This is a genomic window from Amycolatopsis sp. NPDC004079, from assembly GCF_040610415.1.
GTDB classification, from domain to species: Bacteria; Actinomycetota; Actinomycetes; order Mycobacteriales; family Pseudonocardiaceae; genus Amycolatopsis; species Amycolatopsis halotolerans.
The window spans coordinates 1-23,065 of the sequence record NZ_JBEXMH010000103.1; the positions used below are offsets into that span (position 1 = coordinate 1).

A 23,065-nucleotide genomic window follows, 5' to 3' on the forward strand; every position below is an offset into this window, starting at 1 on the left:
GTCCGTGAGGGGAACCCTGAGGGACTCTGAGTCCCTCAGGGTTCCCCTCACGGACGCCCAGTTATAAGAGAACCGGCATAGCCACTCACGACGCCGCCAACCCATTCCGCCGCAAAAACTCCTCAGCGACATCCTTCGCATTCCGCTTCTCATCCGTGTACTGCACATTCAGCTCAGTCAGCTGCTCAGTAGTCAACGCCGCCGAAACCCGGTTCAACGCAGCCGTCTCGGCATCGTTCAGCGTCCCCCGCGACACCAGCGGCACGATGTTCTGCGCCGGGAACATGTGCTTGTCGTCTTCCAACGGCACGAACCCATTCGACGCGATCGTCGCCGACGTGCTGAACAGGTCCGCCACCTGCACATCACCCGACTTCAGCGCCGCCACCGTCACTGGACCGCCGGTGTCCGTGGTGCGGATTTCCTTGAATTCGCACCCGTACAGCTGCTTGATCCGGTCCTTCCACCGGCTGCTCCACTGCCCCGGCCCGCCCATCACCAAATCCTTGCAGCGTGGTCCGAGATCGGAGAATGTCTTTACCCCGGTGGCCGCGAGCTCCTTGCCCACAACGAGCAAATCCTTGTCCTGCGCGGGCGACTGCGCGAGAACCTCGAACCCGGCCGGAATCTTCTGCTTCAGTTGCGCATAGACATCTTCCGAAGTGGTCGCCGGGGTGTTCTTGTCGAAATACCGCAGCAAGTTGCCCGAGTAATCCGGTACCACCGACAAAGACTTGTCCTGCAACGCTTTCACCACGACCTCGCGACTGCCGACCGGCGGCCGGACCGTCACGTTGTGCGCGCCGACATTCCGCAAAGCCCCGGCGTAAATCTGGGCCAGCAAAGAGCTTTCCCCGACATCGGACGCGCCGATGATGATATCGCCGGTACTGCCGCCCTCACCGCCGCCGGACAGCGGGTTTCCGCATGCCGACGCCAGCAGCGCCAAGCCAGCAACCAGGATCCCCCACCGTTTCACGCCGCTCCTCCCGCAGCCACTGCCCGGCCGGACGCCGCCTGTGCGGCCAGCCGGACTCCCTTGGGCACCAAAGCCCGCTGCGCCGCGGCGAGCAGCAGGTCGACCACGATCGCCAGCAGGGCGGTGAGAATCGCGCCCGCGACGACCTCGGTGTAGTCCAAAATGGCCAGTCCGTCGAGCAGGAACCGGCCCAGGCCGCCGAGACCGACGTACGCGGCCACGGCCGCGGTCGCGATCAGCTGCAGTACGGCGTTGCGGATTCCGCCCAGCACCAACGGAAGCGCGATCGGCACCTCCACCTGCCACAGCCGCTGCCAGCCGGTCATCCCGATGCCTTGCGCGGCGTCGACGACATCGTGTTCGGCCGCCTGCAGACCGGCGTACGTTCCGGCCAGCACCGGCGGGATCGCCAGCACCACCAGGCCGATGATCGTCGCCGTCGTGCTTTCGGTGAAGAGCAGGAACAGGAACGTGACGAGCCCGAGCGTCGGCAGCGCGCGGATCGCGTTGCCGACGCCGACCAGCACCACGCCGCCGCGGCCGGTGTGGCCCACGAACAGTCCGATCGGGATCGCGATCACCAGCGCGATGACGAGCGCCAGCGCGATGTAGCCGACGTGCTCGGCCAGCCGGGCGAGAATGCCGTCCGAGCCCTGCCAGTTCGCGGCGGTGGTGAACCAGGTGAAAACGTCGCCGATCATCCCGCCACCTCCGCGGCCGGCGCGCGACCCGCTCTCTCCCAAGGCGTCAACAGATTGCGCAGCACCACCAGCAGCAGGTCGACGATCAGCGCGAGCAGCATCGTCAGCACGATTCCGACCACGATCGGCGAGAAGTATTCCCGCTGGAATCCGTCGGTGAACAGCACGCCGAGTGCCCCGGTCCCGATCAGCGCACCGACGCTGACCAGGCTGATATTGCTCACCGACGCCACCCGGACCCCAGCCGCGAGCACCGGCACCGAAAGCGGCAGTTCGACGCTGAAGAACCGGCGCGGCTCGCGATACCCGATCGCCGTGGCGGCCGCGACGATGTGCGGCGGCACGGCTTCCAGCGCGTCGAGCACCGGGCGCACCAGCAGCGCGGTGGTGTAGATCGTCAGCGCGACGATCACGTTGACGCTGTCGAGAATCTTCGTGCCGATAATGCCGGGAATCACCACGAAAAGCGCCAAGGACGGAATCGTGTACAGCAGATTCCCCACGACCAGCAGCACACTGCGCGCGGGCCGCCAGCGATGCCCGAGCCAGCCGAGCAGGATCGCCAGCACGATGCCCGCGACCAGCGGCACCAGCGCGAGATAGATGTTCTGGAGGAGATTGGAGAGGATCTCGTCGCGGTTGTTGGCGCTCGAAAGGTACCGGCCGAGCTCGCCGAAGAAGTCGCCCATCAGGACGCCTGCGGGGAGGCCTCGATTACATCCAAGACCTGGTGTGCGACCACCGTCCCGAGCACGCGGTTCTCCTCGTCCACGACCACGCCGAGGCTGGCGGGCGACGACAGCGCCGCGTCGAGCGCCCCGCGGATCGGCGTTCCCCGCACGTACAGCGATCCGCCTGCCACAAGGTCGGTTTCGGCCAATGGACCGTCCACTGTGGAGCCTGGCGGCAGCCATCCGCGCGGCTGTTTCTCGTCGTTCACCGCGAGCAGCCAGCCCTCCGAAGGACCGTCGACCTTGGTGCCAAGATCGATCGTGCGAGCCGGCGACACCTCGACGCCGCTCGCCGGAAGGAACGAAAGCCCGCGATACCCGCGATCGCGTCCGACGAACGAGGCGACGAAGTCGTCCACCGGATGCCGCAGCACCTCGGCCGGAGTGCCGTACTGCGCGAGCTTCCCGCCGACGCGCATCACCGCGACCTTGTCCCCGAGCCGCACAGCCTCGTCGATGTCGTGCGTCACGAACACGATTGTCTTGCCCAGCTGGGATTGCAGCCGCAGCAACTCGTCCTGCAGCCCTTCGCGGACCACCGGGTCGACCGCCGAAAACGGCTCGTCCATCAACAACACCGGCGAGTCGGCCGCGAGCGCCCGAGCCACGCCGACGCGCTGCTGCTGCCCGCCGGACAGCTGCGCCGGATACCGCTTCCCGAGTTCCGTCGGGAGCCCGACCGTCTCCAGCAGCTCACCCGCGCGAGCGCGCGCTTTGCGTTTGTCCCATCCGGACAGGAGCGGCACGGTAGCGATGTTGTCGAGCACTGTCCGGTGTGGAAAGAGACCGGCGTGCTGGATCACATAACCGATGCCGCGGCGCAGCACCGCCGGGTCGCCTTCGCTGACGTCCTTGCCGTCCAGCAGCACCGCGCCCGAGGTCGGCTCGACCATCCGGTTGATCATCCGCAGCGAGGTGGTCTTGCCGCAGCCGGACGGGCCGACGAACACCGTGATCGTGCCGTCTTCCACGGTCAGCGAGAGGCCGTCGACCGCGACCGTGCCGTCCGGATAGCGTTTGACGACGTCTCGGAATTCGATGGTCACAGACTTCTCCCCACGTCCGGTGCAGAGTCCGACGGTAGCCCACTCGCGCGGCCTTGGCAGCCCGTCCCGCAGGGTGGCCGACTAGTCTGGGACCCCGTGACCGCCCTAGACGACGTCCTCGCCGCACACGGTGCCGCCGTCCGCCCGCTCTACGAAGTACTAGGCCTGCTCCGCAGCGGCTCGTACGAACTGCCCGACCTGGTGCGGCTCACCGCAGCCCCGCGCCGAAGCGTCGAAGACCTTCTCGCGGCGCTGGAACCGGACCTGGAACGCTCCCCGGCCGGCGTCCGAATCTCCCCTGGCTCGCGCCCCGCTTACGCGTCTTACTCCCTGCCCCCGCTGCCCGACCCCCTCGACGCAGCAGTCGCGGACCAGCCCGCCCTGCTCACCATGCTGGCCGAACGAATCGCCGCCGTCCCGCCGCCGCTAGCCGCCTTGGACCACGTGCAAGCGACCCCGGAGACCGTGCTGCGCCGCGCATTGTGGCTTAACTCTCGCTACGACCTCCGCCGCAGCAAAGTCCTCTTCCTAGGCGACCACGACCTGACTTCCCTGGCTGTGCGCGCAGTGTGCCCGGAGGCCGAACTGTCCGTAGTGGACCTGGACGAACGCGTCCTGTCCTACCTGGACACCACCGGCGAACGCGGCATCTTCACCGCTCACGCCGACCTGCGCGTCGGCCTGCCCCCGGCCCTCACTGGCAAAGCAGACCTGGTCTTCAGCGATCCGCCCTACACCCCAGAAGGCATGGGTCTCTTCGCCGCACGCGCAGTGCAAGCTTTGCGGGAACCCACCGAAGGCCGAATCCTGCTGGCCTACGGCTACAGCCCGCGCCACCCCGCCCTAGGCGCACAGGTACAGCGCTCGCTCGCCACCCTGGGCCTCACCTTCGAAGCGATCCTCCCCGACTTCAACCGCTACACCGGCGCACAAGCCATCGGCAGCGCAGCGGACCTTTACGTCTGCCAACCCACCGCGAAGGCCAAGAAATCGTTCGCCCGCAAGGGAAGCTCCGCGATCTACACCCACGGCCCGCAATCAGTAGAATCGGCCGCCACCAAACCGGGTCTCCTAGCGGCCGCCCGAGAAATCGCCTCCGAGGGCGGCCTGGCCCTGGAAACCCGTCCCGTCGGCTGGGCCACTTCCGGCCCCGAGGGCGACGCCGTCGCGATGGACCTCTCGGCTGATCCAGGCCCCTGGCTCCTGCGCACTCTGCTGGGCACGAACGCCCGCCGCCTGGCGCTGCTGGTGCCGAACAACCACCCCGACCTCGCGGACGCCGCCGCACAAGCAGCCCTGACCTCGCTGGTGGCGGACAAATACCGCCTGCGCCTCCTGCGCAGCACCCCAGACAACCGCCACGCCATCGTCGCGGCAGACGTAGTGGACCACCCGTCCGACCTGCTGACCCGCGCCCACGCGAGGCTGGCGAACGCCGCGCTGAACGTCCCCAAGGACCTTGCGGACCTACGCCTGGTGGACGTCCCCCGACACCGCTTGGCGGAACTGCTCCCCGGCTAACCCCGCACGTCACTGCGCGCCAGCTTGCAGTCCTCGCCACTGCGCCCACCACCAACCGCAGCCGGTGCACCCGCCCATGGAGGCACCCACCCCGCCCCCAACCCCGATCCGAAGCCTCCTCTGCGGTTCGGGGGTGCTTGTCAAGGCATCTTTCCCGCCTTGACAAGCACCCCCAGACCGCAGGAGAGCTTCGTATCGGGGTGCGGGGGAGGGGCTGGGTGCCTCGATCGTTGGGTGCATCGGCGGCGGTTTCGGGTTGGGGCTAGCGCCCCCAATGTGGCATTGGGTGCATGCGACGCACCGAATGCCGCGTTGGGTGCATGTGACGCAACCAATGCCGCGTTGGGTGCGCGGGATGCACCGAATGCCGCATTGGGTGCATGCGACGCACCGAACGCCGCGTTGGGTGCATCGCGGAAGTGGGGGCGGTCCGTGAAGGGCCCCTTGAGGGAATCTAAGTCCGTGAAGGGGCCCCTCACGGACCACCGCTGGTCGTGAGGGGAACCCTGAGGGACTCTGAGTCCGTGAGGGTTCCCCTCACGGACGTTTAGCGGCGTCGGCGGCGTTTGCGTGGAGCAGCGGGGGGCGGGAAGTCGTCCGGTTCCGGGGTTTCGGGCGGAGCGGGGTCGCCTAGGCCCAGCATTTCCGCCGCCAGTTGTTGAGACGAGGCGAAGCGGCCGGTGGGCTTGTCCTTTGCCCTGCGGAGTGCGGACGGGCGGAGGCGGTTGTAGCCGCGTACTGCGATGGGGCGTCTGGTGCGGAGGTCGAACTCCGGCAGCGGCTCCAGTTGCCCGGCCAGTTCTCGGTCTACCAGCACGGTTCCGGGGCGGGCGGCTGACGTGAGTCGGGCGGCCAGGTTCACGACGGAGCCATAGACATCCCCGAAGCGGGACAACACCCGGCCTGACGCCATTCCGGCTCGGACTGCGGGCAGGCCGCCGTCCTCGCCGGTGCGTTCGGCTAGTGTCAGGGCGATTTCCGCGCCGTCGGCGGGGGAGTCGGTGACGAAGAGGACTTCGTCACCGATCATTTTCACGACTCTGCCGTGGTGTTCGGCGATGACTTCGGTGGCTAGGGATTCGAAGCCGTCCAGGACCTGGGTTAGTTCTTCTTCGTCGGCTTCTCTCGTGAAGCGCGTGTAGCCGACCATGTCCACGAAGCCGACCACCAGGGCGCGCGTTTCCAGGTCCTCGTCTGGGCTGGCGAAGGCGCGGCCCGCGAAGGCGGCCAGGTGGCGGCGCCAGACGTAGTTTTGGACCTGCTCCAGTTCGGGGAGCAGGCGTTCCACCAGGCGGGTGACTTGGCGGTCGCTGCGGGCCAGTTCGGGGTTGTCGGTGATCAGCTCCCACAGCATGTGGACCTGCCACTCGGCCAGCCGGGAAAGATGCTGGCCGAGGGCACGGGTCACCGCGACTTCCATGCCGGGGGCGACTAGGCCGGAGCTCACCAAGCCGTCGGCGATGCGCATGGCTTCGACGTCGGCGTCGGTGAACACCATCTCGTCGTCTTCGACGGTGGCGAAACCCAGCGCCCGCCAGAGCCGCCGCGAGCGTTCTTCGGGTACGCCGGCTCGTTTCGCTACTTCGAGCCTCGTGTAGCGGCGGGGACCGCCGAGCAGGGCGCGTTCCAGGCGCTGCTGCAGGTCCCGGGAAGAATCGGCCACGGCCTCAGGTGGTGTGCACGATCAGCACGTCGACGCCCGACTTCCGGGCCACTTCCGCCGGGACCGAGCCCAGGATCCGTCCGGCGAGAGTGTTCAGGCCGCGGTTGCCGACGACCAGCAGGTCGGCTTTGCGGTCCTTGACGACCTTCCTCAGCATGTCGACCGGCTGGCCCTCCAGCGCGACCGTTTCGATGTTCGTGGCACCGGCCTTCGCCGCGCGGTCCCGTGCGGACTGCAGCGTGTCCTCAGCGGGCGCGGACCCGACGACCTGGTAGGCCTCGTCGCCGAGCTCGTCCTGCGCGCGTTCCACGTCCTGGCGGCTTGCCGGGTGGTACGCGCAGACGACGACGAGCGTCGCCCCTGCGTCGCCAGCCACCCCGGCGGCTTTGTCCACCGCGGCGAAGGACGAGTCGGACCCGTCCGTGCCCACCACCACAGTCCGATAGACAGCCATCCACTACCTCCCGGCGAATCGGTCAGCGGGGCGGCGCGGCCCCTTCGCGGGGGAAGGTTACTCGCCAGTCGGTTTTCCCGCCGGGCGCGGTTGCGGCTGCGGCTTGGGCACGTCGGAAGTCCGCAGCCGGACGGTCTGCTCGACGTCGCGGCTCACCGCGGGCTTCCCGCTGTTCGCGGGGGCGTTCTTGGCGCCCTGACCAGCGGAGTTCTGCCCGGATGGGCTGGACTTGCCGCTCTGCGCGGCCGTGGCGCCGCCGGTCTGCGAGCCGTTCGCGGCGGACTTCGGCCCGGACCCGTTGGCCTCGTCGACCGCGGCCTTGATGTCCGCGGGAACGGCGCCGTCGGTTTCGCCGAGCACGTGCTGCGCCTCGGCCAGCACGGTGCGCGCCGACCGGACCTGCTCGGCCAGGCTCGCCCGGACCGTGCGCAGGGCCTCGACCCGCTCGTTGGCCTGGGTGATCCGGCGGTTGGACTCGTCGGTGGCGGTGCGGACGCGGCGGCGGGCCTCGTCGGCCGCTTCCGCGAGGCGCGCGTTGGCCTCGGTGATCGAGTCCTGGCGGCGCTTGTTCGCGTCGGCGACCGATTCGCGCTGGCGACGGTCGATGTCGGTCTTGGCGGCCGTCTCCTCTTCGAGCACCTTGGCGCGGATCGCGGCCGCGTCCTCGGCGGCCTCGCGGACCCGGCGCTCGGCCTCGGCCTTGCTGGCCGCCTCCTGCTCGGCCAGCACGCGCATCGCCTCGGCGCGGCGGGTGGCCATGGCGATCTCGAAGTCTTCCTCGACCTGCGTGCGGCGGGCCTCGGATTCCGCGTCGAGCTTCTTGCGCTCGGCCTCGGCCTCGTCGGTGATCCGCTTGGCCTCGGCACGCGCGTCCTCGAGAACCTTGCGGTGCTCGGCTTCCATTTCCTTGCGGCGCAGGTCGAGTTCGGTGAGCAGCTGCTCGTACCGGGCGCGCATGGCGCTGGCGTCGGTCTCCGCCTTGGCCCGGATGTGGCCGGCTTCGGCCTCGGCGCGGGCCCGCGTGTCGGCGGCCTCGTCCTGCGCCAGCCGCAGCATCCGCTGGAGGCGCTCGGACAGGCCCTCGACGCTCGTCGGCGGCTGCGCGAGCCGGTCGACCTGACCGCGGAGATCGGCGATCTCGCCGCGCGCGACTTCCAGCTGCCTGGCCAGGTCGCCGGACTGGGCGATGGCGGCGTCGCGGTCGGCGGTGAGCATCTTCAGGTCGCCGTCGAGCCGTTCGAGGTGCTCGTCGACCTGCGCTCGGGCGTACCCCCGCTTCGCTACGTCGAAGCCGGCTCCCAGCGGCACGAGTTCGCGTTCATCGCCAAGACTCATGCCACCACCGTAGTCGCTCCGCGGTCACGGACGGGTGAGCACCCACGGGGTCCGGCCGCTCGTGCGGCGAGCGGCCGGACCGAAGAGGCAGGTGGTCTGCCCTCACGCGCCGCGGAACGCGTTGATTCCGTCGAGGTGCTTGGCGCGCAGTTCCTCGTCACGGACGCCGAGCCCTTCTTCCGGGGCGAGGGCGAGCACGCCGACCTTGCCCTGGTGCGCGTTGCGGTGCACGTCAAGGGCGGCCTGGCCGGTCTCCTCGAGCGAATACGTCTTCGACAGCGTCGGGTGGATGAGGCCCTTCGCGATCAGCCGGTTGGCCTCCCACGATTCGCGGTAGTTCGCGAAGTGCGAGCCGATGATCCGCTTGAGGTTCATCCACAGGTACCGGTTGTCGTACTGGTGCATGTAGCCCGAGGTCGACGCGCAGGTGACGATCGTCCCGCCCTTGCGAGCGGCGTAGACGGACGCGCCGAAGGTCTCGCGGCCCGGGTGCTCGAACACGATGTCCGGGTCGTCGCCGCCGGTCAGCTCGCGGATCTTCGCGCCGAACCGCTGCCATTCCTTGGGGTCCTGCTCGTTCTCGTTCTTCCAGAACTTGTAGTCCTCGGCGGTGCGGTCGATGATCAGCTCCGCGCCGAGCTTGCGGCAGATCTCCGCCTTCTCCGGGCTGGACACGACGCACACCGGGATCGCGCCGCCGTTGAGCGCGTACTGCGTCGCGTACGAACCGAGCCCGCCCGACGCGCCCCAGATCAGCACGACGTCGCCCTGCTTCATGTCCGCGCCGTTGCGCGACACCAGCTGCCGGTACGCGGTCGAGTTGACCAGCCCGGGGGAGGCGGACTCCTCCCAGGTCAGGTGCGCGGGCTTCGGCATCAGCTGGTTGGCCTTGACCAGCGCGATCTCGGCGAGCCCGCCGAAGTTGGTCTCGAAGCCCCAGATCCGCTGCTCGGTGTCGAGCATCGTGTCGTTGTGCCCGTCCGGGCCTTCCAGCTCGACGTTCAGGCAGTGCGCGACGACCTCGTCGCCGGGCTTCCAGTTGTGCACGCCCGCGCCGGTGCGCAGCACGACGCCGGACAGGTCGGAGCCGACCACGTGGTACGGCAGGTCGTGCCGCTTGGCCAGCGGCGAGAGTTTCCCGTACTTGCGCAGGAACTTGAACGTCGGGATCGGCTCGAAGATCGACGTCCAGACGGTGTTGTAGTTGATCGCGCTCGCCATCACGGCGACCAGCGCCTCGCCGGGGCCGAGTTCGGGCGTCGGGACGTCGTCGACGTGCAGCGAGCGGCGCGGGTCCTTGTCCCGGCTCTCGAGGCCCTCGAACATGTCGACCTCGTCTGCGTGCACGGTGACGCCCCGGTAGCTCTCGGGCACGGGCAGCTCGGCGATCGCGTCGAGGCGGCCGTTCAGGATCGCCTGCTGGATCTCGTCGAGGTGCGACATCGGGAACCTCCAGTGGGTCGGTCGCGGCACGCGACAGCACGAAATTACTCGTCGGTAACCGGGGGCCTCACTGTACGAGACGCAGACCCCGGACACGAGTCGAAGTGTGACGCACGAATCTTGACCGGCTGGCCAGTCAAGGCGCATAGTCGGCAGTGGGAAATCTCCCTGAACGGCTCTTTTCCGGCGGAGGTGAGCACGAATGAGTGAAGTCTCGACGCGCGCCTGGACGCGGCCCTACGACTGGGCCGAGGTCGTGATTGGTGTTGTCGCCGCTCTTTCACCCCTTTGGCTGAGCACGAACACCACGATGGTGTGGACGATGGTGGTCCTCGGTGCGCTGATCGCGATCGACGGCCTGGTGTCGCTCGCGGCGCCGAGCATGGTTTACGGCGAGGGCGTGCAGATCGTCCTCGGCGCGTTGCTGTTCATCGCGCCGTGGGTGATGGGGTACACGGCATTCAACGGGGCGTCGTGGACGTCCTGGGTCGGCGGTGCGCTGACGATCATCGCCGGCGCGGCCGCGATGCCGGAGGCCAACGCCGCCCACCGAACGGCCGGGCAGCACTGACCGGGCCCGCACTGACGGAGCACTGCCGCTCCGCGAGGAAGGTGACATGACCGACGACTCGGCGAAGGAACGGATCCTGTGCGCGGCGGAGGAGCTGTTCGCCGAGTCCGGCTTCGAAGCGACCCCGACGTCCCGCATCGCGGAGCGCGCCGGGGTCCCGAAGGGCCTGGTCCACTATTACTTCCGCCGCAAGTCCGACCTGCTGGCCGCGCTGGTCGACCGGCTGCCGGACGAACGCATCGAACCGGCCGCGGTCGTCGTCCCCGGCGACCTGGCGGGTTCCCTGCGCAGACTGGTCGGCGAACTCGACCGCCGGTTCACCGGTTCGCTCGGGCTCTCGCACCTGCTGTGGCGCGAGGCCGACACCCACCACGTGGTCCGCGACGCGCTGTCCGAACGCTTCCAGCAACTGGTCCGGCTGATGCGGTCGGTGATCGTGGCCGCGACCGGCGGACGGCTCGCCGGGGCGGACATCGACAACGCGTCCGGGCTGCTGGCCCGCGCTGTCACGCACCGGCACGCGACGGCCCGGCATACCGGGGACGACCGGCCCGCGGAGTTCGACGGCGAGTTGACGTTTGTGGCGAACGCGTTGTCGGCTCGGGTTCCGAAGGGCAAGCCGCCTGCTTCGGCGATGTGAAGCGGCTCGGTTCCGGCGAAAGTACGTGAGGGGAACCCTGAGGGAATCTGATTCCCTCAGGGTTCCCCTCACGTACCTCGGCATCGCACGCTAGGCCAGCCCGACAGCGAGGCCCCCGCTGCCGAGAAACCTCATGGGGCGGTCAGTGTGCGGAGGCGGCGGGCTCCACCAGTTCGACCAAAACCCCGCCCGCGTCCTTCGGGTGCACGAAGTTCACCCGGCTGTTCGACGTCCCGCGCTTGGCCGCGTCGTACAGCAACCGCAGGCCCTGCGCCCGGAGCGCCTCGGCCGCAGCGTCCACATCGGACACTCGCAGCGCGAGCTGCTGCAGGCCCGGCCCGTTGCGGCCGATGAACTTCGCGATCGTCGAATCGTCCCGGGACGGGGCGAGCAGCTGGATCATCGTTTCGGTGCCCGCGGTGCCGGGGGCGCGCAGCATCGCCTCGCGCACGCCCTGCTCGTCGTTCACCTCCTCGTGCGCGACCTCCAGGCCGAAGTGGTCGCGGTGGAAGGCGATGGCCGCGTCGAGGTCGGGCACGGCGATGCCGACGTGGTCGATCGCGGTCACGAACGGCTTGAGCACGGATGCGCTGGGCTCGGTGTCCATACCGGGGAGGATAAGCCCCGCGCGGCCGCGCGGAACCCCGCGTGCGCCCCCTCACACTGGCTCCATCAAGACGCGCCGGGAACCCTGTCCAGGCCGTATCGTGGGAACACTGCCAGTGCACCGATGCTTTGGAGGACGTCGTGTCCGGTTCCGTGATCCTGGGCGCTGCCCGTACCCCGATCGGGCGGCTGCTCGGCTCGTTGAAGGACTTCTCGGGAGCCCAGCTGGGCGGGATCGCGATCAAGGCCGCGCTCGAACGCGCAGGCGTCTCCCCGGACCAGGTCCAGTACACGATCATGGGCCAGGTGCTCACCGCCGGCGCGGGCCAGATCCCGGCGCGCCAGGCCGCGGTCGCCGCGGGCATCCCGATGGACGTTCCGGCGCTGACCATCAACAAGGTCTGCCTTTCCGGCCTCGACGCGATCGCGCTCGCCGACCAGCTGATCCGCGCGGGCGAGTTCGACCTCGTCGTCGCGGGCGGCCAGGAGTCGATGACGCAGGCGCCGCACCTGCTGCCGAAGTCCCGCGCGGGCTTCAAATACGGCGACACCACGCTGGTCGACCACATGGCCTACGACGGCCTGTTCTGCGCGTTCGACCAGGTCGCGATGGGTGTCTCGACGGAGAAGCACAACGCCCGTTACAGCGTCACCCGCGAGCAGCAGGACGCGTTCTCCGCGCGTTCGCACCAGCGCGCCGCGGCCGCGATCGAGGCCGGGTTCTTCCGCGAGGAGATCGCGCCGGTGTCGATCCCGCAGCGCAAGGGCGACCCGGTCGTGTTCTCCACTGACGAGGGCGTGCGCGCGGACACCACCGGCGACAGCCTCGCGAAGCTGCGTCCGGCGTTCGCCTCGGACGGCACCATCACCGCTGGTTCGGCGTCGCAGATTTCCGACGGCGCGGCCGCGGTGATCGTGGCCAGCCCGGAGAAGGCGGCCGAGCTGGGCATCACGCCGCTGGCCGAGATCGGCTCGCACGGCGTGGTCGCCGGTCCGGACGCGAGCCTGCACGAGCAGCCGTCGAACGCGATCCTCGCCGCGCTGAAGAAGGCGAAGCTGGAGGTCGGCGACCTGGACCTGGTGGAGATCAACGAGGCGTTCGCCGCGGTCGGCCTGGTGTCGAGCGAGAAGCTCGGGCTGGACGAGTCGAAGGTGAACGTCAACGGCGGCGCGATCGCGCTCGGCCACCCGATCGGCGCTTCCGGTGCGCGGCTGGCCGTGCACCTGGTGCACGAGCTGCGCCGTCGCGGCGGCGGTCTCGGCGCGGCCGCGCTGTGCGGCGGCGGCGGCCAGGGCGACGCGCTGCTGATCCGCGTCCCGTCGGCGTAAGTTGGCCGGCCCGGACCTCGACGAGCTGGTCGGCCGCGCGCGGGAAGGACAACCGCGCGCGGTCGCCCGGCTCATTTCTCTTATCGAGTCGGACACCGGTTCGTCGCCGCAAGTCGCGGATATCGCCCGCGCTTTGACGCCCTACACCGGACGCGCCCGCGTCGTCGGGCTCACCGGGCCGCCCGGGGTCGGCAAGTCGACGTCGACGTCCGCGCTGCTCACTGCCTTGCGCGGCGAGGGTTTGCGGGTCGGAGTGCTGGCGATCGACCCGTCGTCGCCGTTCTCCGGCGGGGCTTTGCTCGGCGACCGGATCCGGATGACCGAGCACGCCACCGATCCCGGCGTGTTCATCCGCTCGATGGCCACCCGGGGACATCTCGGCGGGTTGTCCTGGGCGACCCCGCAGGCGGTGCGGGTGCTGGACGCCGCGGGGTTCGACGTGGTGCTGATCGAGACTGTCGGGGTCGGACAGTCCGAAGTGGACGTTGTGAAACTGGCGGACACCACGGTGGTTCTGCTGGCCCCGGGAATGGGCGACGGCATCCAGGCGGCGAAGGCCGGGGTCTTGGAGATCGCGGACGTGTTCGTGGTCAACAAAGCCGACCGCGACGGCGCCGACGCGACGGTGCACGACCTGAAGCAGATGATCACCTTGGCCCGCCGAGAATTGCGCGGGCCGAGCTGGCGGCAGCCGATCGTTCGCACGGTCGCGGCGAAGGGCGAGGGCGTCGACGAGGTGGTGTCGGCGTTGCGCACGCACCATGAATGGCTTGTCGCGCATGGGGAATTGGACCGCCGCCGCGCCGCTCGCGCCCGGGAGGAAGTCGCCGCGATCGCTTTGCGCCGGTTGCATGCGGAGCTGGCGGATCTCCGGCACGGCGACCGGCTGGGCGAGTTGGCGGCGCGAGTGGTGGCGCGGGAACTGGACCCGTTCGCGGCGGCGGACCAGCTGATCGGCGAGCTGAAGGACTCGTGAGTGTTTGTCCCGGTTCTAACCGGGTGTGCTGTCTCAGGACCTCACGGACAGATGTGTCTCAGGGCTTTCCGGACAGTTTCTGGTTGCTGAGGCGTTGGTAGCGTACTGATCTGTTGAGGGTGAGCTGGCGGGCGAGGGTGTTGTCGATCATGACGGCGACGCGGTCGCCTTGCCAGTAGACGGTGGCGGTGTGTCCGGCCCAGTGGCGTCCGAGGACGATGGAGCAGCCGGAGAACGCGATGACGCCGGTGGCGGAGACGGGGCGGGCGGTGACGCCGCTGGGCCGGTGCGGGCCGGTGGCGGGGGCGGCTTTGGGTCGGGCGTCGTAGCGTTGCCTGGGTGTCCGGCCGTCGAGGCTTTGGTGGCGGCGGTTGTTGTAGACGGTCTGGTAGTCGTCGAGCAGTTGTTGCAGGTCGGCGAGGGTGTCGGCGGGTGGCCTGGCGGCGAGCCATTTCTGCAGGGTCCGGTGGGCGCGTTCGTCTTTGCCGCAGGTTTGCGGGTGGCGGGGGCTGGAGGCGATGGCGGTGATGCCGAGGGCGGCGAGGCGGCGTTCGGTCTCGACCATGCGGCCGCGGTGTTTGCCGGAGAAGGCGAGTCCGTTGTCGGACAGGATTTTCGCGGGCAGGCCGTGGCCGGCGAAGGCCTGTTGCAGCGCGGCCCAGGTGTCGGCGCCGTTCTCGCTGGCCGCGGCGTGGCAGCCGATGCTGAGGCGGGAGTGGTCGTCGAGGATCTGGATGACGCAGACCTTGGTCCCGTCGGCGAGGTAGTGCTCCATGCCGTCGATCTGCCAGCAGCCGTTGGGGTCGGCGTACTCGAACCGGCGTCGGGTCCGGGGTTTCTTGCGGGGCTGGGGCACGATCTGGCCGCGGGCGCGCAGGATCCGGTGGATCGAGGCGCGGGAGGGCAGCGGGCTGGTCCCGGCGTCCTCGAGCCGCCAGCGGATGGAGGTCGGCCCGTTGTCGCGGCCTTCGTCGGCGAGTTCCTTGCGGGCCCGCAGCACCGCCTCGGCCGCCTCCGGCCCGAACGCGGTCGGGCGGCGGCGCGGGGCGGTGCTGCGGCGGGTGAACCCGTCCGCGCCCTCGGTGCGGAACCGGGCCAGGTATTTGTAGAAGGTGTCCCGGGACAGGCCGTGCTCGCGGCAGAACCGCGCCACGTTGATCTTCTCGCCGTGAGCGACCCTGGCGATCGCGGCGACGAACTCAGGATCCATCGAAAACCCTGCTCTGCCCATCGCCGCATGATCACCACACAAGCCCTGGTCACCACGCCGACAGGCCGGTCAGTGTCCGCGATGTCCTGAGACACCAACTGTCCGCGATGTCCTGAGACTCAACACCCGGTTCTAACCGGGATTGCCGTTCACGACGTCTGTGCCGCCTCGTACAGCGGCTTGGTGACCTTGCCGCTGAACTGCGGTCCCACCAGATACCTCGCGCAGCCCGCATCGCGCTCACACGGTTTCCCGTCTGCGGCAAAGAAGCCCGCGTGCGTGTTGTCCCCGACGACCGTGCCCAGTCCGGTCGCCGGGTTGAAGTCGCGCAACCGCGGGCCGCCGCTCGAACCGCCGCCCATGACGCACTCCGTGCCCCACTGATCGGGAGAGTCGGGATAGGTCGCGGTGCCGGTCCATTGCCGTGCGGTGCCAGTGCAATACGCCAGCCGCGCCCCGGTGTACTCCGGCAGCCCCTCGCGGGCCGGATCGGACGCCGCCCGCGGGTAGCCGAACTGGGTCACCTTCGCCGCTCCCGGACGGTCGAACCCGATCTGCTGCGCGCCGACCGCGTCCTGCACCAGTTGTCCTGACTCGTTCGGGCCGAGGACTGCGAACGCCTGGTCGTAAGTGTCGAATTTCCGCGCGTTTTGCTGGTCGTTCGCGAGCCACGTGCGGTCGGCGACGCCGAGGCGGGCGGCGAACTTCCCGTATGGCGCCTGGCCGTCGTGGTAGCCGGGGACGAACATGACGTGCGCGTTCCAGGCGTTGTGCTCGCCGAGGAGATCGGTGTCGTTGACGCAATGCCCGGCGGTGACGATCGTGCTGCGGTTCTTGCTGCGGACGACGGTCGCCGTGCAGCTCGCGTCCTCGCCGTGGTCGGTGTAGAAGAGCCGGCCGACGGCCTTCGGCAGCGGATCCGGCCACGGGGCTCCGTCGGGGCCGCTCTTCGGCGGGTTCTGCGACGACGGCTCGGTCAGCGCGGCCAGCCGCTGCGGGGTCCAGTAGGCGAACACCGCCTGCTGTTCGGCGGCGGAGGACGCGAGCGGTTGCTGCACGGGACCGGCGGGGACGGCCAGGAGCCCGGCGACCAGTCCGGCCAGTCCCGCGGCGAGGGGAGTGATCATGAAACCGCACGGTAGGAGGCGGGTGTCAGGAACCGGTCAGGATGCGACTTTCGCCGGAAGCGCGGGCAGTTTCCCGTCCCTATACTGCGATCCTCCGTGCACTGGGAGGGAACCGGAATGAAGAAACTGCTCGTGTCCGTGCTGACCGCGTTGTCGCTGGTCGCCGTTGCCGCACCGGCCTCGGCGACGGATTCGGCTCCGCCGAAGGTCACGTCGGGGCCGTGCCAGTACACCTCGACGCCGGACGATCCCGCGGTGCGCCCGGTTTCGCTCCCGCGCGATCCGAAGCGCACGCCGAACCGCGGCAGTGTCGACGTCGCGGTGTTTTCCAACCAGGGCCTGCTCCCGCTGAAGCTCAACCGCGCGCAGGCTCCGTGCACCGTCCAGAGCTTCCTGCACCTGGCGGCCAACGGCTTCTACAACCAGACGACCTGCCACCGGCTCACCGCGTACTCGACGCTGAAGGTCCTGCAGTGCGGCGACCCGTCCGGCACCGGCGAGGGCGGCCCGGGTTACAAGTTCCGCGACGAACTGCCGACGACGCTCCCGCCCGCCCCGTCCGACCCGACGGGCAAGCGCCGGACGTACGCGCGCGGCCTGCTGGCCATGGCGAACGCCGGACCGGACACGAACGGCTCGCAGTTCTTCGTGGTGTACGGGGATTCCAGCCTGCTGCCGAACTACACGGTCTTCGGCACGGTCGGCTCGGCCGGACTCCGCACCCTGGACCGCGTCGCGGCGGGCGGCATCCAGCCGGACGCGGACACCCCGCCGGGGAAGACGCCGGTGGACGGGAAGCCGGTGCGGAAGACGGATCTCGAGCTGGTTTTGCCGCTTTGCCTGTTCTGCGGGCGCTGAGCGCGCAGTAGAACAGGGGGATGCGACCCGAGCCTGGCCAGGTGCTGCACTTTTCCGAGGACCCGGGGATCACGCGGTTCGTGCCCCACGTCGCGGCGACCGCACGGCAGCCGCAGCCGTACGTCTGGGCGGTCGACTCCGCCCGCTGTCCCGATTACTGGTTCCCGCGCCAGTGTCCTCGGGCGATGGCGTGGGCGACGTCGTCGACCACCGACGCCGACCGGGAACGGATCCTCGGCGGCGACGAACGGGTCCACGCCGTCGAGTACCGCTGGCTGGATGCGCTCCGGACGGCGGAATTGTTCGCCTACCGGCTTCCCGCCGCCGGTTTCCGGCCGTTCGGCGAGCCCGAGACGCATGCCCACGTCGCCACCGAACCGGTTGAACCGCTCGGCCCGGCGGAACCAGTCGGCGATCTCCTGCGCCTGCACGAGGAGGCGGGGATTCAGCTGCGGGTGCTGCCGAACCTCTGGCCGTTCTGGGACGCGGTGACTGCCAGCACGGCGGGGTTCAGCGGGATCCGGCTCCGCAACGCTCGGCCGCGGCCCTGACTGGCCCACACCACCCAAGCCGAACTGGACCACCCCGTTAGGCCAATCCCGATTAGCGTAAGTGGCATGACGAAGCGAATCGCGCTCGCCACGGGCGGGTTGTATCAAGCGATGTCCCACCTGCAGGGCGAGGTGAAGAAGGCCAGCGCGAACGCCGGGCTCGACGGGAAGCTCATCGAGCTGGTCAAGATGCGCGCGTCGCAGATCAACGGATGCGCCTTCTGTCTCGACATGCACGCGGCGGAGGCCGTCGCGGCCGGGGAAGCGCCGCGGCGGCTTTACGTGCTCGAGGGGTGGCGCGAGACCGAGCTGTTCACCGAACAGGAACGCGCCGCGCTCGCCTACACCGAGGCGATGACCCTGATCTCGGACCACAAGGACGTCCCCGAAGACGTCTACGCCGAGGCCGTCCGCGTGTTCACCGAGGACCAGTACCGCGCGCTGGCGTGGTGCGTCGTCGCCATCAACACCTGGAACCGGCTCATGGTCGCGAGCCACGCCGAGCTGCCGGAGCGTGCGGAATGACCGCGGAGAAGCTGCGGGCGCTGCATGTGCCCGGGAAGCCGTTGATCCTGCCGAACGCCTGGGACGCGGATACCGCGCAGGCGGTGGAAGCGGCCGGATTCCCGATCGTGGCAACGAGTTCCGCGGCGGTCGCGGCGGCGCTCGGGCAGGCGGACCACGAGGGCGGGTCCGCGGACGAGATGCTCGCGGCGGCCAAGCGGATCGTGGCCGCGGTGTCGGTGCCGGTGACCGTCGATGCCGAGGCTGGATATGGCTTGGCACCAGCGGATCTCGCTGCCCGGCTGAAGGGAATCGGTGCGGTCGGCTGCAATATCGAGGACACCGATCACAGCAAGGGCAGTCAGCGACCGGCGGGGGAGCAGGCGGAGTGGCTCGCCGGGTTGCGCCGGGCGGCGGGCGACAGGCTCGTGGTCAACGCGCGGGTGGATTCGTTCCTCGGGGCGCCGGACGAGCAGGCGGTGCTCGACGACGCGGTGGCTCGCGGGCGCGCGTACCTCGAGGCCGGTGCGGACTGTGTGTACCCGATTCTCGTGCGTTCGCCGGAAGTGCTGGCCGAATTCGTCCGCCAGGTGGGCGGTCCGGTCAACGCTTCGGCGCTTCCCGGCGGTCCGGGTCTGGCCGGGCTTGCCGAACTGGGGGTAGCCCGGATTTCCCTGGGGGCCGGGTTGTGGCGGTATCTGCGCGGGGTGCTGGAAAGCGCGCTCGGCGGGATCGCACAAGGGAAGCTGCCGTATTAAAAAACCGCTGGGTGCCGCGGCGAAGCGGCACCCAGCGGTTTCAGCGGGTAAAACTCAGTGCTCCACAGCCTTTTCCGCACCGGCGCCGGTGAGTGCCCGTACTTCCATTTCGGCGTACTTCGCCTTGTCGTGCTCCTTCGACAGGATCGTGCCGAGCCAGCCGAGGACGAACGCGATCGGGATGGACACCAGACCCGGGTTGTCGAGCGGGAACCAGTGGAAGTCGACGCCCTGCAGCATCGACGCGCTCTTGCCCGTCTTCGGGTCGACCGGCTTCCCGGAAACGGCGGGCGAGAACACGATGAGCACGATCGTCACGATCAGCCCGCCGTAAATGCTCCACAGTGCGCCCTGGGTGTTGAACCGCTTCCAGAACAGCGAGTACAGAATCGTCGGCAGGTTCGCCGAAGCCGCCACCGCGAAGGCCAGCGCCACCAGAAACGCGACGTTCTGCCCATTCGCCAGAATGCCGCCGAGAATCGCGACAATGCCGATCACCACGGCGGTGATCCGGGCGACGCGGACCTCCGAACCGGTGTTGGCCTTGCCCTTCTTCAACACGTTCGCGTAGACGTCGTGCGCGAACGAGGCGGACGCGGTGATCGTCAATCCCGCGACCACGGCGAGGATCGTGGCGAACGCGATCGCCGAGATCAACCCGAGCAGCACCGGACCGCCGAGGTTCAGCGCCAGCAACGGCGCCGCGGAGTTCACGCCGCCCGGCGCCTTCTTGATCGCGTCCGGACCGACCAGTGCGCCCGCGCCGTAGCCGAGCACCAGGGTGAACAGGTAGAACACGCCGATCAGCACGATCGCCCACACCACCGAACGACGCGCCTCGCGCGCGGTCGGCACGGTGTAGAAGCGCATCAGCACGTGCGGCAGGCCCGCGGTGCCCAGTACCAGCGCGATGCCGAGGGAGAAGAAGTCCAGCTTCGTCGTGCCGTTGGTGCCGTACTGCTTGCCCGGCCCGAGCAGCGCCTCACCGGCGTGGCCCGCCTTGTCGACCGCGCCCTGCAGCAGCGCGGAGAAGTTGAAGCCGTACTTGCCGAGCACCCACAGCGTCATCGCCAGCGCGCCGACGATCAGCAGCGCCGCCTTGATGATCTGGACCCAGGTGGTGCCCTTCATACCGCCGATGAGGACGTAGGCGATCATGATCACGCCGACCACCGCGATCACCAGCGACTGCGCGGCTTTGCCCTCGATGCCCAGCAGCAACGCGACCAGACCGCCCGCGCCCGCCATCTGCGCCAGCAGGTAGAAGAACGACACCACGAGCGTCGAAACCGCCGCCGCGGCGCGCACCGGGCGTTGCCGCATCCGGAACGCCAGCACGTCGCCCATGGTGAACTTGCCGGTGTTGCGCAGCAGTTCCGCGACCAGCAGCAGCGCGACCAGCCACGCCACCAGGAAGCCGATCGAGTACAGGAACCCGTCGTAGCCGTACACCGCGATGGCGCCGGCGATGCCGAGGAACGACGCCGCCGACAGGTAGTCGCCGGAGATCGCGATGCCGTTCTGCGGGCCGGTGAACGCGCGGCCGGCCGCGTAGTAGTCGGACGCGGTCTTCGTGTTGCGGCTCGCGCGGAACACGATCACCAGGGTGATGACCACGAACAGCGCGAAGATCGTGATGTTGAGCGTCGGGTTGCTGCCCTCGACGCTCGCGGCGAGAGTCTTCACGCCCCCTCCTTCGCCGGGTTCTCGATGTCGTCCTTGATCCGCGCGGCCAGCGGGTCGAGCTTCTTGTTGGCGTAGCGCACGTACAGCCACGTGATGAGGAACGTGGAGACGAACTGCAGCAGCCCGAAGAGCAGGCCGACGGTGAAGTTGCCGGTGATCTTCGTGCTCATGAAGCCGTGCGCGTAGTCGGCGAGCAGGACGTAGAGCAGGTACCAGGCGAGGAACAGTCCGGCCATCGGGAACACGAACCGGCGCAGCCGGCCGCGGAGTTCGCGGAACTCGGCGCTGTCGTGCGCCTGCTCCCAGATCGTGTCCGGCGGCGCGCCGGACGGGTCGCCTGCGCTCATGGGATCTCCCTTGTGCGACGCTGCGGATGTGGTGCGCGACACAGTAGGGAGGAGTCCGAGCCAGCGGAACCGTCAGCGGCTCAAACGCCTCGCCGCACGACGAACGGTTGACGAACGGTCACCGGGCGTGGACGAAGGGCGTTCGTCGAGGTGCAGGCGCAGCATCGCGGCCCCGGCCCAGGACGGTGGGCGCCCGCGCAGTGACACCGTGATCATCACGCCGAACGCGAGCGGTACTGACCAGGGTGCCGGTTGCGAGACCAAGATCGCCACCCAACCCTGCATCGCGGGTCCCGCCAGCGCAAACAGGATCGACCCGGACGAGGCGGCCAGTCCGGTCAGCACTCCGGCGATCGCGCCCGCCGCGGTGAGCCGCTGCCACCAGATGCCGAGCACGAGCAGCGGGCAGAACGTCGACGCGGCGACGGTGAACCCCCACGTCACCAGCACCCCGGCGTCGAGCCGCGCGGACGGCAGCGCGAGCAGCACCATCGCGATCGCGGCGAACACGACCGTCACCCGCAGACGACGCAGGCCGCCGGGCATCAGGTCGTAGGCGAGCGCGCCGGACATCACCAGCAGCAATCCCAATGACGTCGCCAGAAACGCCGCGAAGGCGCCTGCGGTGAGCAACGCGGTGAACAACTGTCCGGCCCAGCTGTGATCGACCTGCGAGGGCAGTGCGACGACCACGGTGTCGGTGTTGCCAGACAGGTACAGCTGAGGCACGAGCACCCGGCCGAGCACGCCGTAGACGCCGGGGAAGAGGTAGAAGACTCCGAGCAGCGCCACGGTGATCGCGGCGGTGCGGCGCGCGGCGCGGCCGTCCGGGCTGGTGTGGAAGCGCATCAGGACGTGCGGGAGGCCCATCGTGCCGAGGACGGTCGCGATGAGGACCGCCCACGTGCCGAGCAGCGGGTAGCCCTTGTCGATCTCCAGCAGCGGACGCTGCCAGTCCGGCCCGCCGAGCGCGACCTCTCCGCTGACGCCGGGAACCTGCGCACCGGCGGCGAAGGTGAGCTGTTCTCCCTTGTGCACCAACAGTTGTCCGGGCGGGACGGTGCCGCGGTCCTCGATCGCGGTGGGTTCGCGGAAGGTGAGCGTGACGTCGTGGTCGAACTGCACCGGGGTGGCGTGCGAGAAGCGGGTGAACTCGACCGGCGTGAGGCTGGCGTCGCGGGTGTCGGAGCTGATGTGAAGCACCAGCCACAGCGCGGGGACTAGGAACAGCACGAGTTTCAGGAAGAATTGGAACGCTTGGACGTACGTCGCGGCGCGCATGCCGCCGAGCGCGAGCGTGACGCTGACTGCGGTGCCCGCGATGACCACGCCGACCCAGTACGGAGTTCCGCCGACAGCAGTGAGCACGAGCCCGGCGGTACGGAATTGCGGTATGACATAGATGGTCCCGATCACCAGCACCACAACCGCGGCGAGGCGGCGCAGTGCGGGGGAGGCGAGGCGCGCTTCGGCGAAGTCGGGGACGGTGAGTGCGCCGGATCTCCGCATGGGCGCGGCGACGAGGACCAGCATCGCGACGTATCCCGCGGTGAAACCGACCGGATACCAGAGCGCGCCGACGCCGTCCTTCACCATCAGCCCGGCGACGCCGAGGAACGACGCCGCAGACAGGTATTCGCCGGAGACCGCGGCGGAGTTGACGAAGGGCGAGATCCGCCGGGATGCCACGAGAAAGTCGGACGTGGTGCGCATGGCGGCGACCCCGCGCACGCCGATGAGCAGCGTGACGAGGACGACCGGGGCTACCGCGAGCGCGATGTCCATCTATCCGCCCCCGCCCGCTGTTCCGGCTGTGCACCCCAATGAGGTTTTCCCGGCAGCGCGGTGTGCGGCGGGTTCGCGGTAGCGGTGCTGATCAGGGCGCTGCGGCGCACTGGCCGACGAGACGTGTGGGGCGGCTTTTCTCCTGCTGAGGTCCGTGAAGGGCTCCTTGAGGGAATCTGACCTGGATCCACCGGTGTTTGTGGTGTTGTAGGTCGTGTCTGGACGCGCAGATGCCCTCTGGCTT

Annotated in this window: 23 protein-coding genes; 9 read left to right on the forward strand and 14 right to left on the reverse strand. The window is 69.2% G+C overall.

Features of this window, described 5'->3' with window-relative positions; translation table 11 throughout:
• Window positions 1-85: 85 nt before the first annotated feature.
• From ABZX37_RS46225 to ABZX37_RS46240, 4 genes are read right to left on the reverse strand one after another with little or no spacing between them, the layout of a single operon-like run.
• Window positions 86-979, reverse strand: coding sequence for an ABC transporter substrate-binding protein (locus ABZX37_RS46225; protein WP_354750698.1), 894 nt, complete (start codon window positions 977-979; stop codon window positions 86-88).
• Window positions 976-1,680: an ABC transporter permease subunit gene (locus tag ABZX37_RS46230; protein WP_354750699.1), complete on the reverse strand. Its 705-nt coding sequence runs from the start codon at window positions 1,678-1,680 to the stop codon at window positions 976-978. Before ABZX37_RS46230 ends, ABZX37_RS46225 begins: the two co-directional genes overlap by 4 nt.
• Window positions 1,677-2,369 (reverse strand): ABC transporter permease subunit, encoded by a 693-nt coding sequence (locus ABZX37_RS46235; protein ID WP_354750700.1) that lies wholly within the window; start codon window positions 2,367-2,369, stop codon window positions 1,677-1,679. Before ABZX37_RS46235 ends, ABZX37_RS46230 begins: the two co-directional genes overlap by 4 nt.
• Window positions 2,369-3,457 (reverse strand): ATP-binding cassette domain-containing protein, encoded by a 1,089-nt coding sequence (locus tag ABZX37_RS46240; RefSeq protein ID WP_354750701.1) that lies wholly within the window; start codon window positions 3,455-3,457, stop codon window positions 2,369-2,371. The genes ABZX37_RS46235 and ABZX37_RS46240 overlap by 1 nt, the downstream gene beginning before the upstream one ends.
• A 96-nt stretch (window positions 3,458-3,553) precedes the next feature.
• Between ABZX37_RS46240 and ABZX37_RS46245 the strand changes: the two genes are divergently transcribed.
• The gene (locus ABZX37_RS46245) at window positions 3,554-4,978 is read left to right on the forward strand and encodes a bis-aminopropyl spermidine synthase family protein (protein WP_354750702.1); all 1,425 of its coding nucleotides are present in this window, start codon (window positions 3,554-3,556) and stop codon (window positions 4,976-4,978) included.
• Between the two features lie 547 nt (window positions 4,979-5,525).
• On the opposite strand, the gene ABZX37_RS46250 is transcribed toward ABZX37_RS46245, so the two are convergent.
• From ABZX37_RS46250 to ccrA, 4 genes are all read right to left on the reverse strand, one after another.
• Window positions 5,526-6,641 (reverse strand): adenylate/guanylate cyclase domain-containing protein, encoded by a 1,116-nt coding sequence (locus ABZX37_RS46250; protein WP_354750703.1) that lies wholly within the window; start codon window positions 6,639-6,641, stop codon window positions 5,526-5,528.
• A gap of 4 nt (window positions 6,642-6,645) precedes the next feature.
• A complete protein-coding gene (locus ABZX37_RS46255) occupies window positions 6,646-7,095 on the reverse strand; it encodes a universal stress protein (protein ID WP_354750704.1) in 450 nt (149 codons plus the stop codon).
• Window positions 7,096-7,152: 57 nt separating this feature from the next.
• Entirely contained in the window at window positions 7,153-8,403 is a 1,251-nt protein-coding gene (locus tag ABZX37_RS46260; protein WP_354750719.1) for a chromosome segregation protein, read from the reverse strand.
• 129 nt (window positions 8,404-8,532) lie between these two features.
• On the reverse strand, window positions 8,533-9,873 hold the full coding sequence (gene ccrA, locus ABZX37_RS46265) for a crotonyl-CoA carboxylase/reductase (protein ID WP_354750705.1): 1,341 nt from the start codon (window positions 9,871-9,873) through the stop codon (window positions 8,533-8,535).
• 202 nt (window positions 9,874-10,075) lie between these two features.
• Between ccrA and ABZX37_RS46270 the strand changes: the two genes are divergently transcribed.
• Entirely contained in the window at window positions 10,076-10,444 is a 369-nt protein-coding gene (locus ABZX37_RS46270; RefSeq protein WP_354750706.1) for an SPW repeat protein, read from the forward strand.
• A 46-nt stretch (window positions 10,445-10,490) separates the two neighbouring features.
• A complete protein-coding gene (locus tag ABZX37_RS46275; protein ID WP_354750707.1) occupies window positions 10,491-11,084 on the forward strand; it encodes a TetR/AcrR family transcriptional regulator in 594 nt (197 codons plus the stop codon).
• 142 nt (window positions 11,085-11,226) lie between these two features.
• Here the strand turns inward: ABZX37_RS46275 and mce are convergent, their stop codons facing one another.
• Window positions 11,227-11,691, reverse strand: coding sequence for a methylmalonyl-CoA epimerase (mce, locus tag ABZX37_RS46280; protein ID WP_116206638.1), 465 nt, complete (start codon window positions 11,689-11,691; stop codon window positions 11,227-11,229).
• Window positions 11,692-11,831: 140 nt separating this feature from the next.
• Between mce and ABZX37_RS46285 the strand changes: the two genes are divergently transcribed.
• Both ABZX37_RS46285 and meaB read left to right on the forward strand, forming a co-directional pair.
• Window positions 11,832-13,019 carry an acetyl-CoA C-acetyltransferase gene (locus tag ABZX37_RS46285; protein ID WP_354750708.1) on the forward strand — a complete coding sequence of 396 codons (1,188 nt, stop codon included), beginning with the start codon at window positions 11,832-11,834 and terminating at the stop codon, window positions 13,017-13,019.
• 1 nt (window position 13,020) lies between these two features.
• A complete protein-coding gene (gene meaB / locus ABZX37_RS46290; protein ID WP_354750709.1) occupies window positions 13,021-13,995 on the forward strand; it encodes a methylmalonyl Co-A mutase-associated GTPase MeaB in 975 nt (324 codons plus the stop codon).
• Window positions 13,996-14,053: 58 nt separating this feature from the next.
• Here the strand turns inward: meaB and ABZX37_RS46295 are convergent, their stop codons facing one another.
• The gene (locus ABZX37_RS46295; protein WP_354750710.1) at window positions 14,054-15,205 is read right to left on the reverse strand and encodes an IS481 family transposase; all 1,152 of its coding nucleotides are present in this window, start codon (window positions 15,203-15,205) and stop codon (window positions 14,054-14,056) included.
• 149 nt (window positions 15,206-15,354) lie between these two features.
• Window positions 15,355-16,332, reverse strand: coding sequence for a hypothetical protein (locus tag ABZX37_RS46300; RefSeq protein WP_354750711.1), 978 nt, complete (start codon window positions 16,330-16,332; stop codon window positions 15,355-15,357).
• A gap of 117 nt (window positions 16,333-16,449) precedes the next feature.
• Between ABZX37_RS46300 and ABZX37_RS46305 the strand changes: the two genes are divergently transcribed.
• The 4 genes from ABZX37_RS46305 to ABZX37_RS46320 all read left to right on the forward strand — a co-directional run bounded on the left by ABZX37_RS46305 (window position 16,450) and on the right by ABZX37_RS46320 (window position 19,003).
• Complete coding sequence (locus ABZX37_RS46305; RefSeq protein WP_354750712.1) at window positions 16,450-17,190, forward strand: peptidylprolyl isomerase; 741 nt, start codon at window positions 16,450-16,452, stop codon at window positions 17,188-17,190.
• Window positions 17,191-17,210: 20 nt separating this feature from the next.
• Window positions 17,211-17,741, forward strand: a complete 531-nt coding sequence (locus ABZX37_RS46310) for a DUF6886 family protein (protein ID WP_354750713.1) — start codon at window positions 17,211-17,213, stop codon at window positions 17,739-17,741.
• Between the two features lie 66 nt (window positions 17,742-17,807).
• On the forward strand, window positions 17,808-18,266 hold the full coding sequence (locus ABZX37_RS46315; RefSeq protein WP_354750714.1) for a carboxymuconolactone decarboxylase family protein: 459 nt from the start codon (window positions 17,808-17,810) through the stop codon (window positions 18,264-18,266).
• Entirely contained in the window at window positions 18,263-19,003 is a 741-nt protein-coding gene (locus ABZX37_RS46320) for an isocitrate lyase/phosphoenolpyruvate mutase family protein (RefSeq protein WP_354750715.1), read from the forward strand. Before ABZX37_RS46315 ends, ABZX37_RS46320 begins: the two co-directional genes overlap by 4 nt.
• Window positions 19,004-19,057: 54 nt before the next feature.
• Here ABZX37_RS46320 and ABZX37_RS46325 read toward each other — a convergent pair whose 3' ends face one another.
• From ABZX37_RS46325 to ABZX37_RS46335, 3 genes are all read right to left on the reverse strand, one after another.
• Complete coding sequence (locus ABZX37_RS46325; protein ID WP_354750716.1) at window positions 19,058-20,689, reverse strand: cation acetate symporter; 1,632 nt, start codon at window positions 20,687-20,689, stop codon at window positions 19,058-19,060.
• Window positions 20,686-21,036 carry a DUF485 domain-containing protein gene (locus tag ABZX37_RS46330; RefSeq protein WP_354750717.1) on the reverse strand — a complete coding sequence of 117 codons (351 nt, stop codon included), beginning with the start codon at window positions 21,034-21,036 and terminating at the stop codon, window positions 20,686-20,688. Before ABZX37_RS46330 ends, ABZX37_RS46325 begins: the two co-directional genes overlap by 4 nt.
• Before the next feature lie 72 nt (window positions 21,037-21,108).
• Window positions 21,109-22,821, reverse strand: coding sequence for a cation acetate symporter (locus ABZX37_RS46335; RefSeq protein ID WP_354750718.1), 1,713 nt, complete (start codon window positions 22,819-22,821; stop codon window positions 21,109-21,111).
• Window positions 22,822-23,065: the final 244 nt, after the last annotated feature.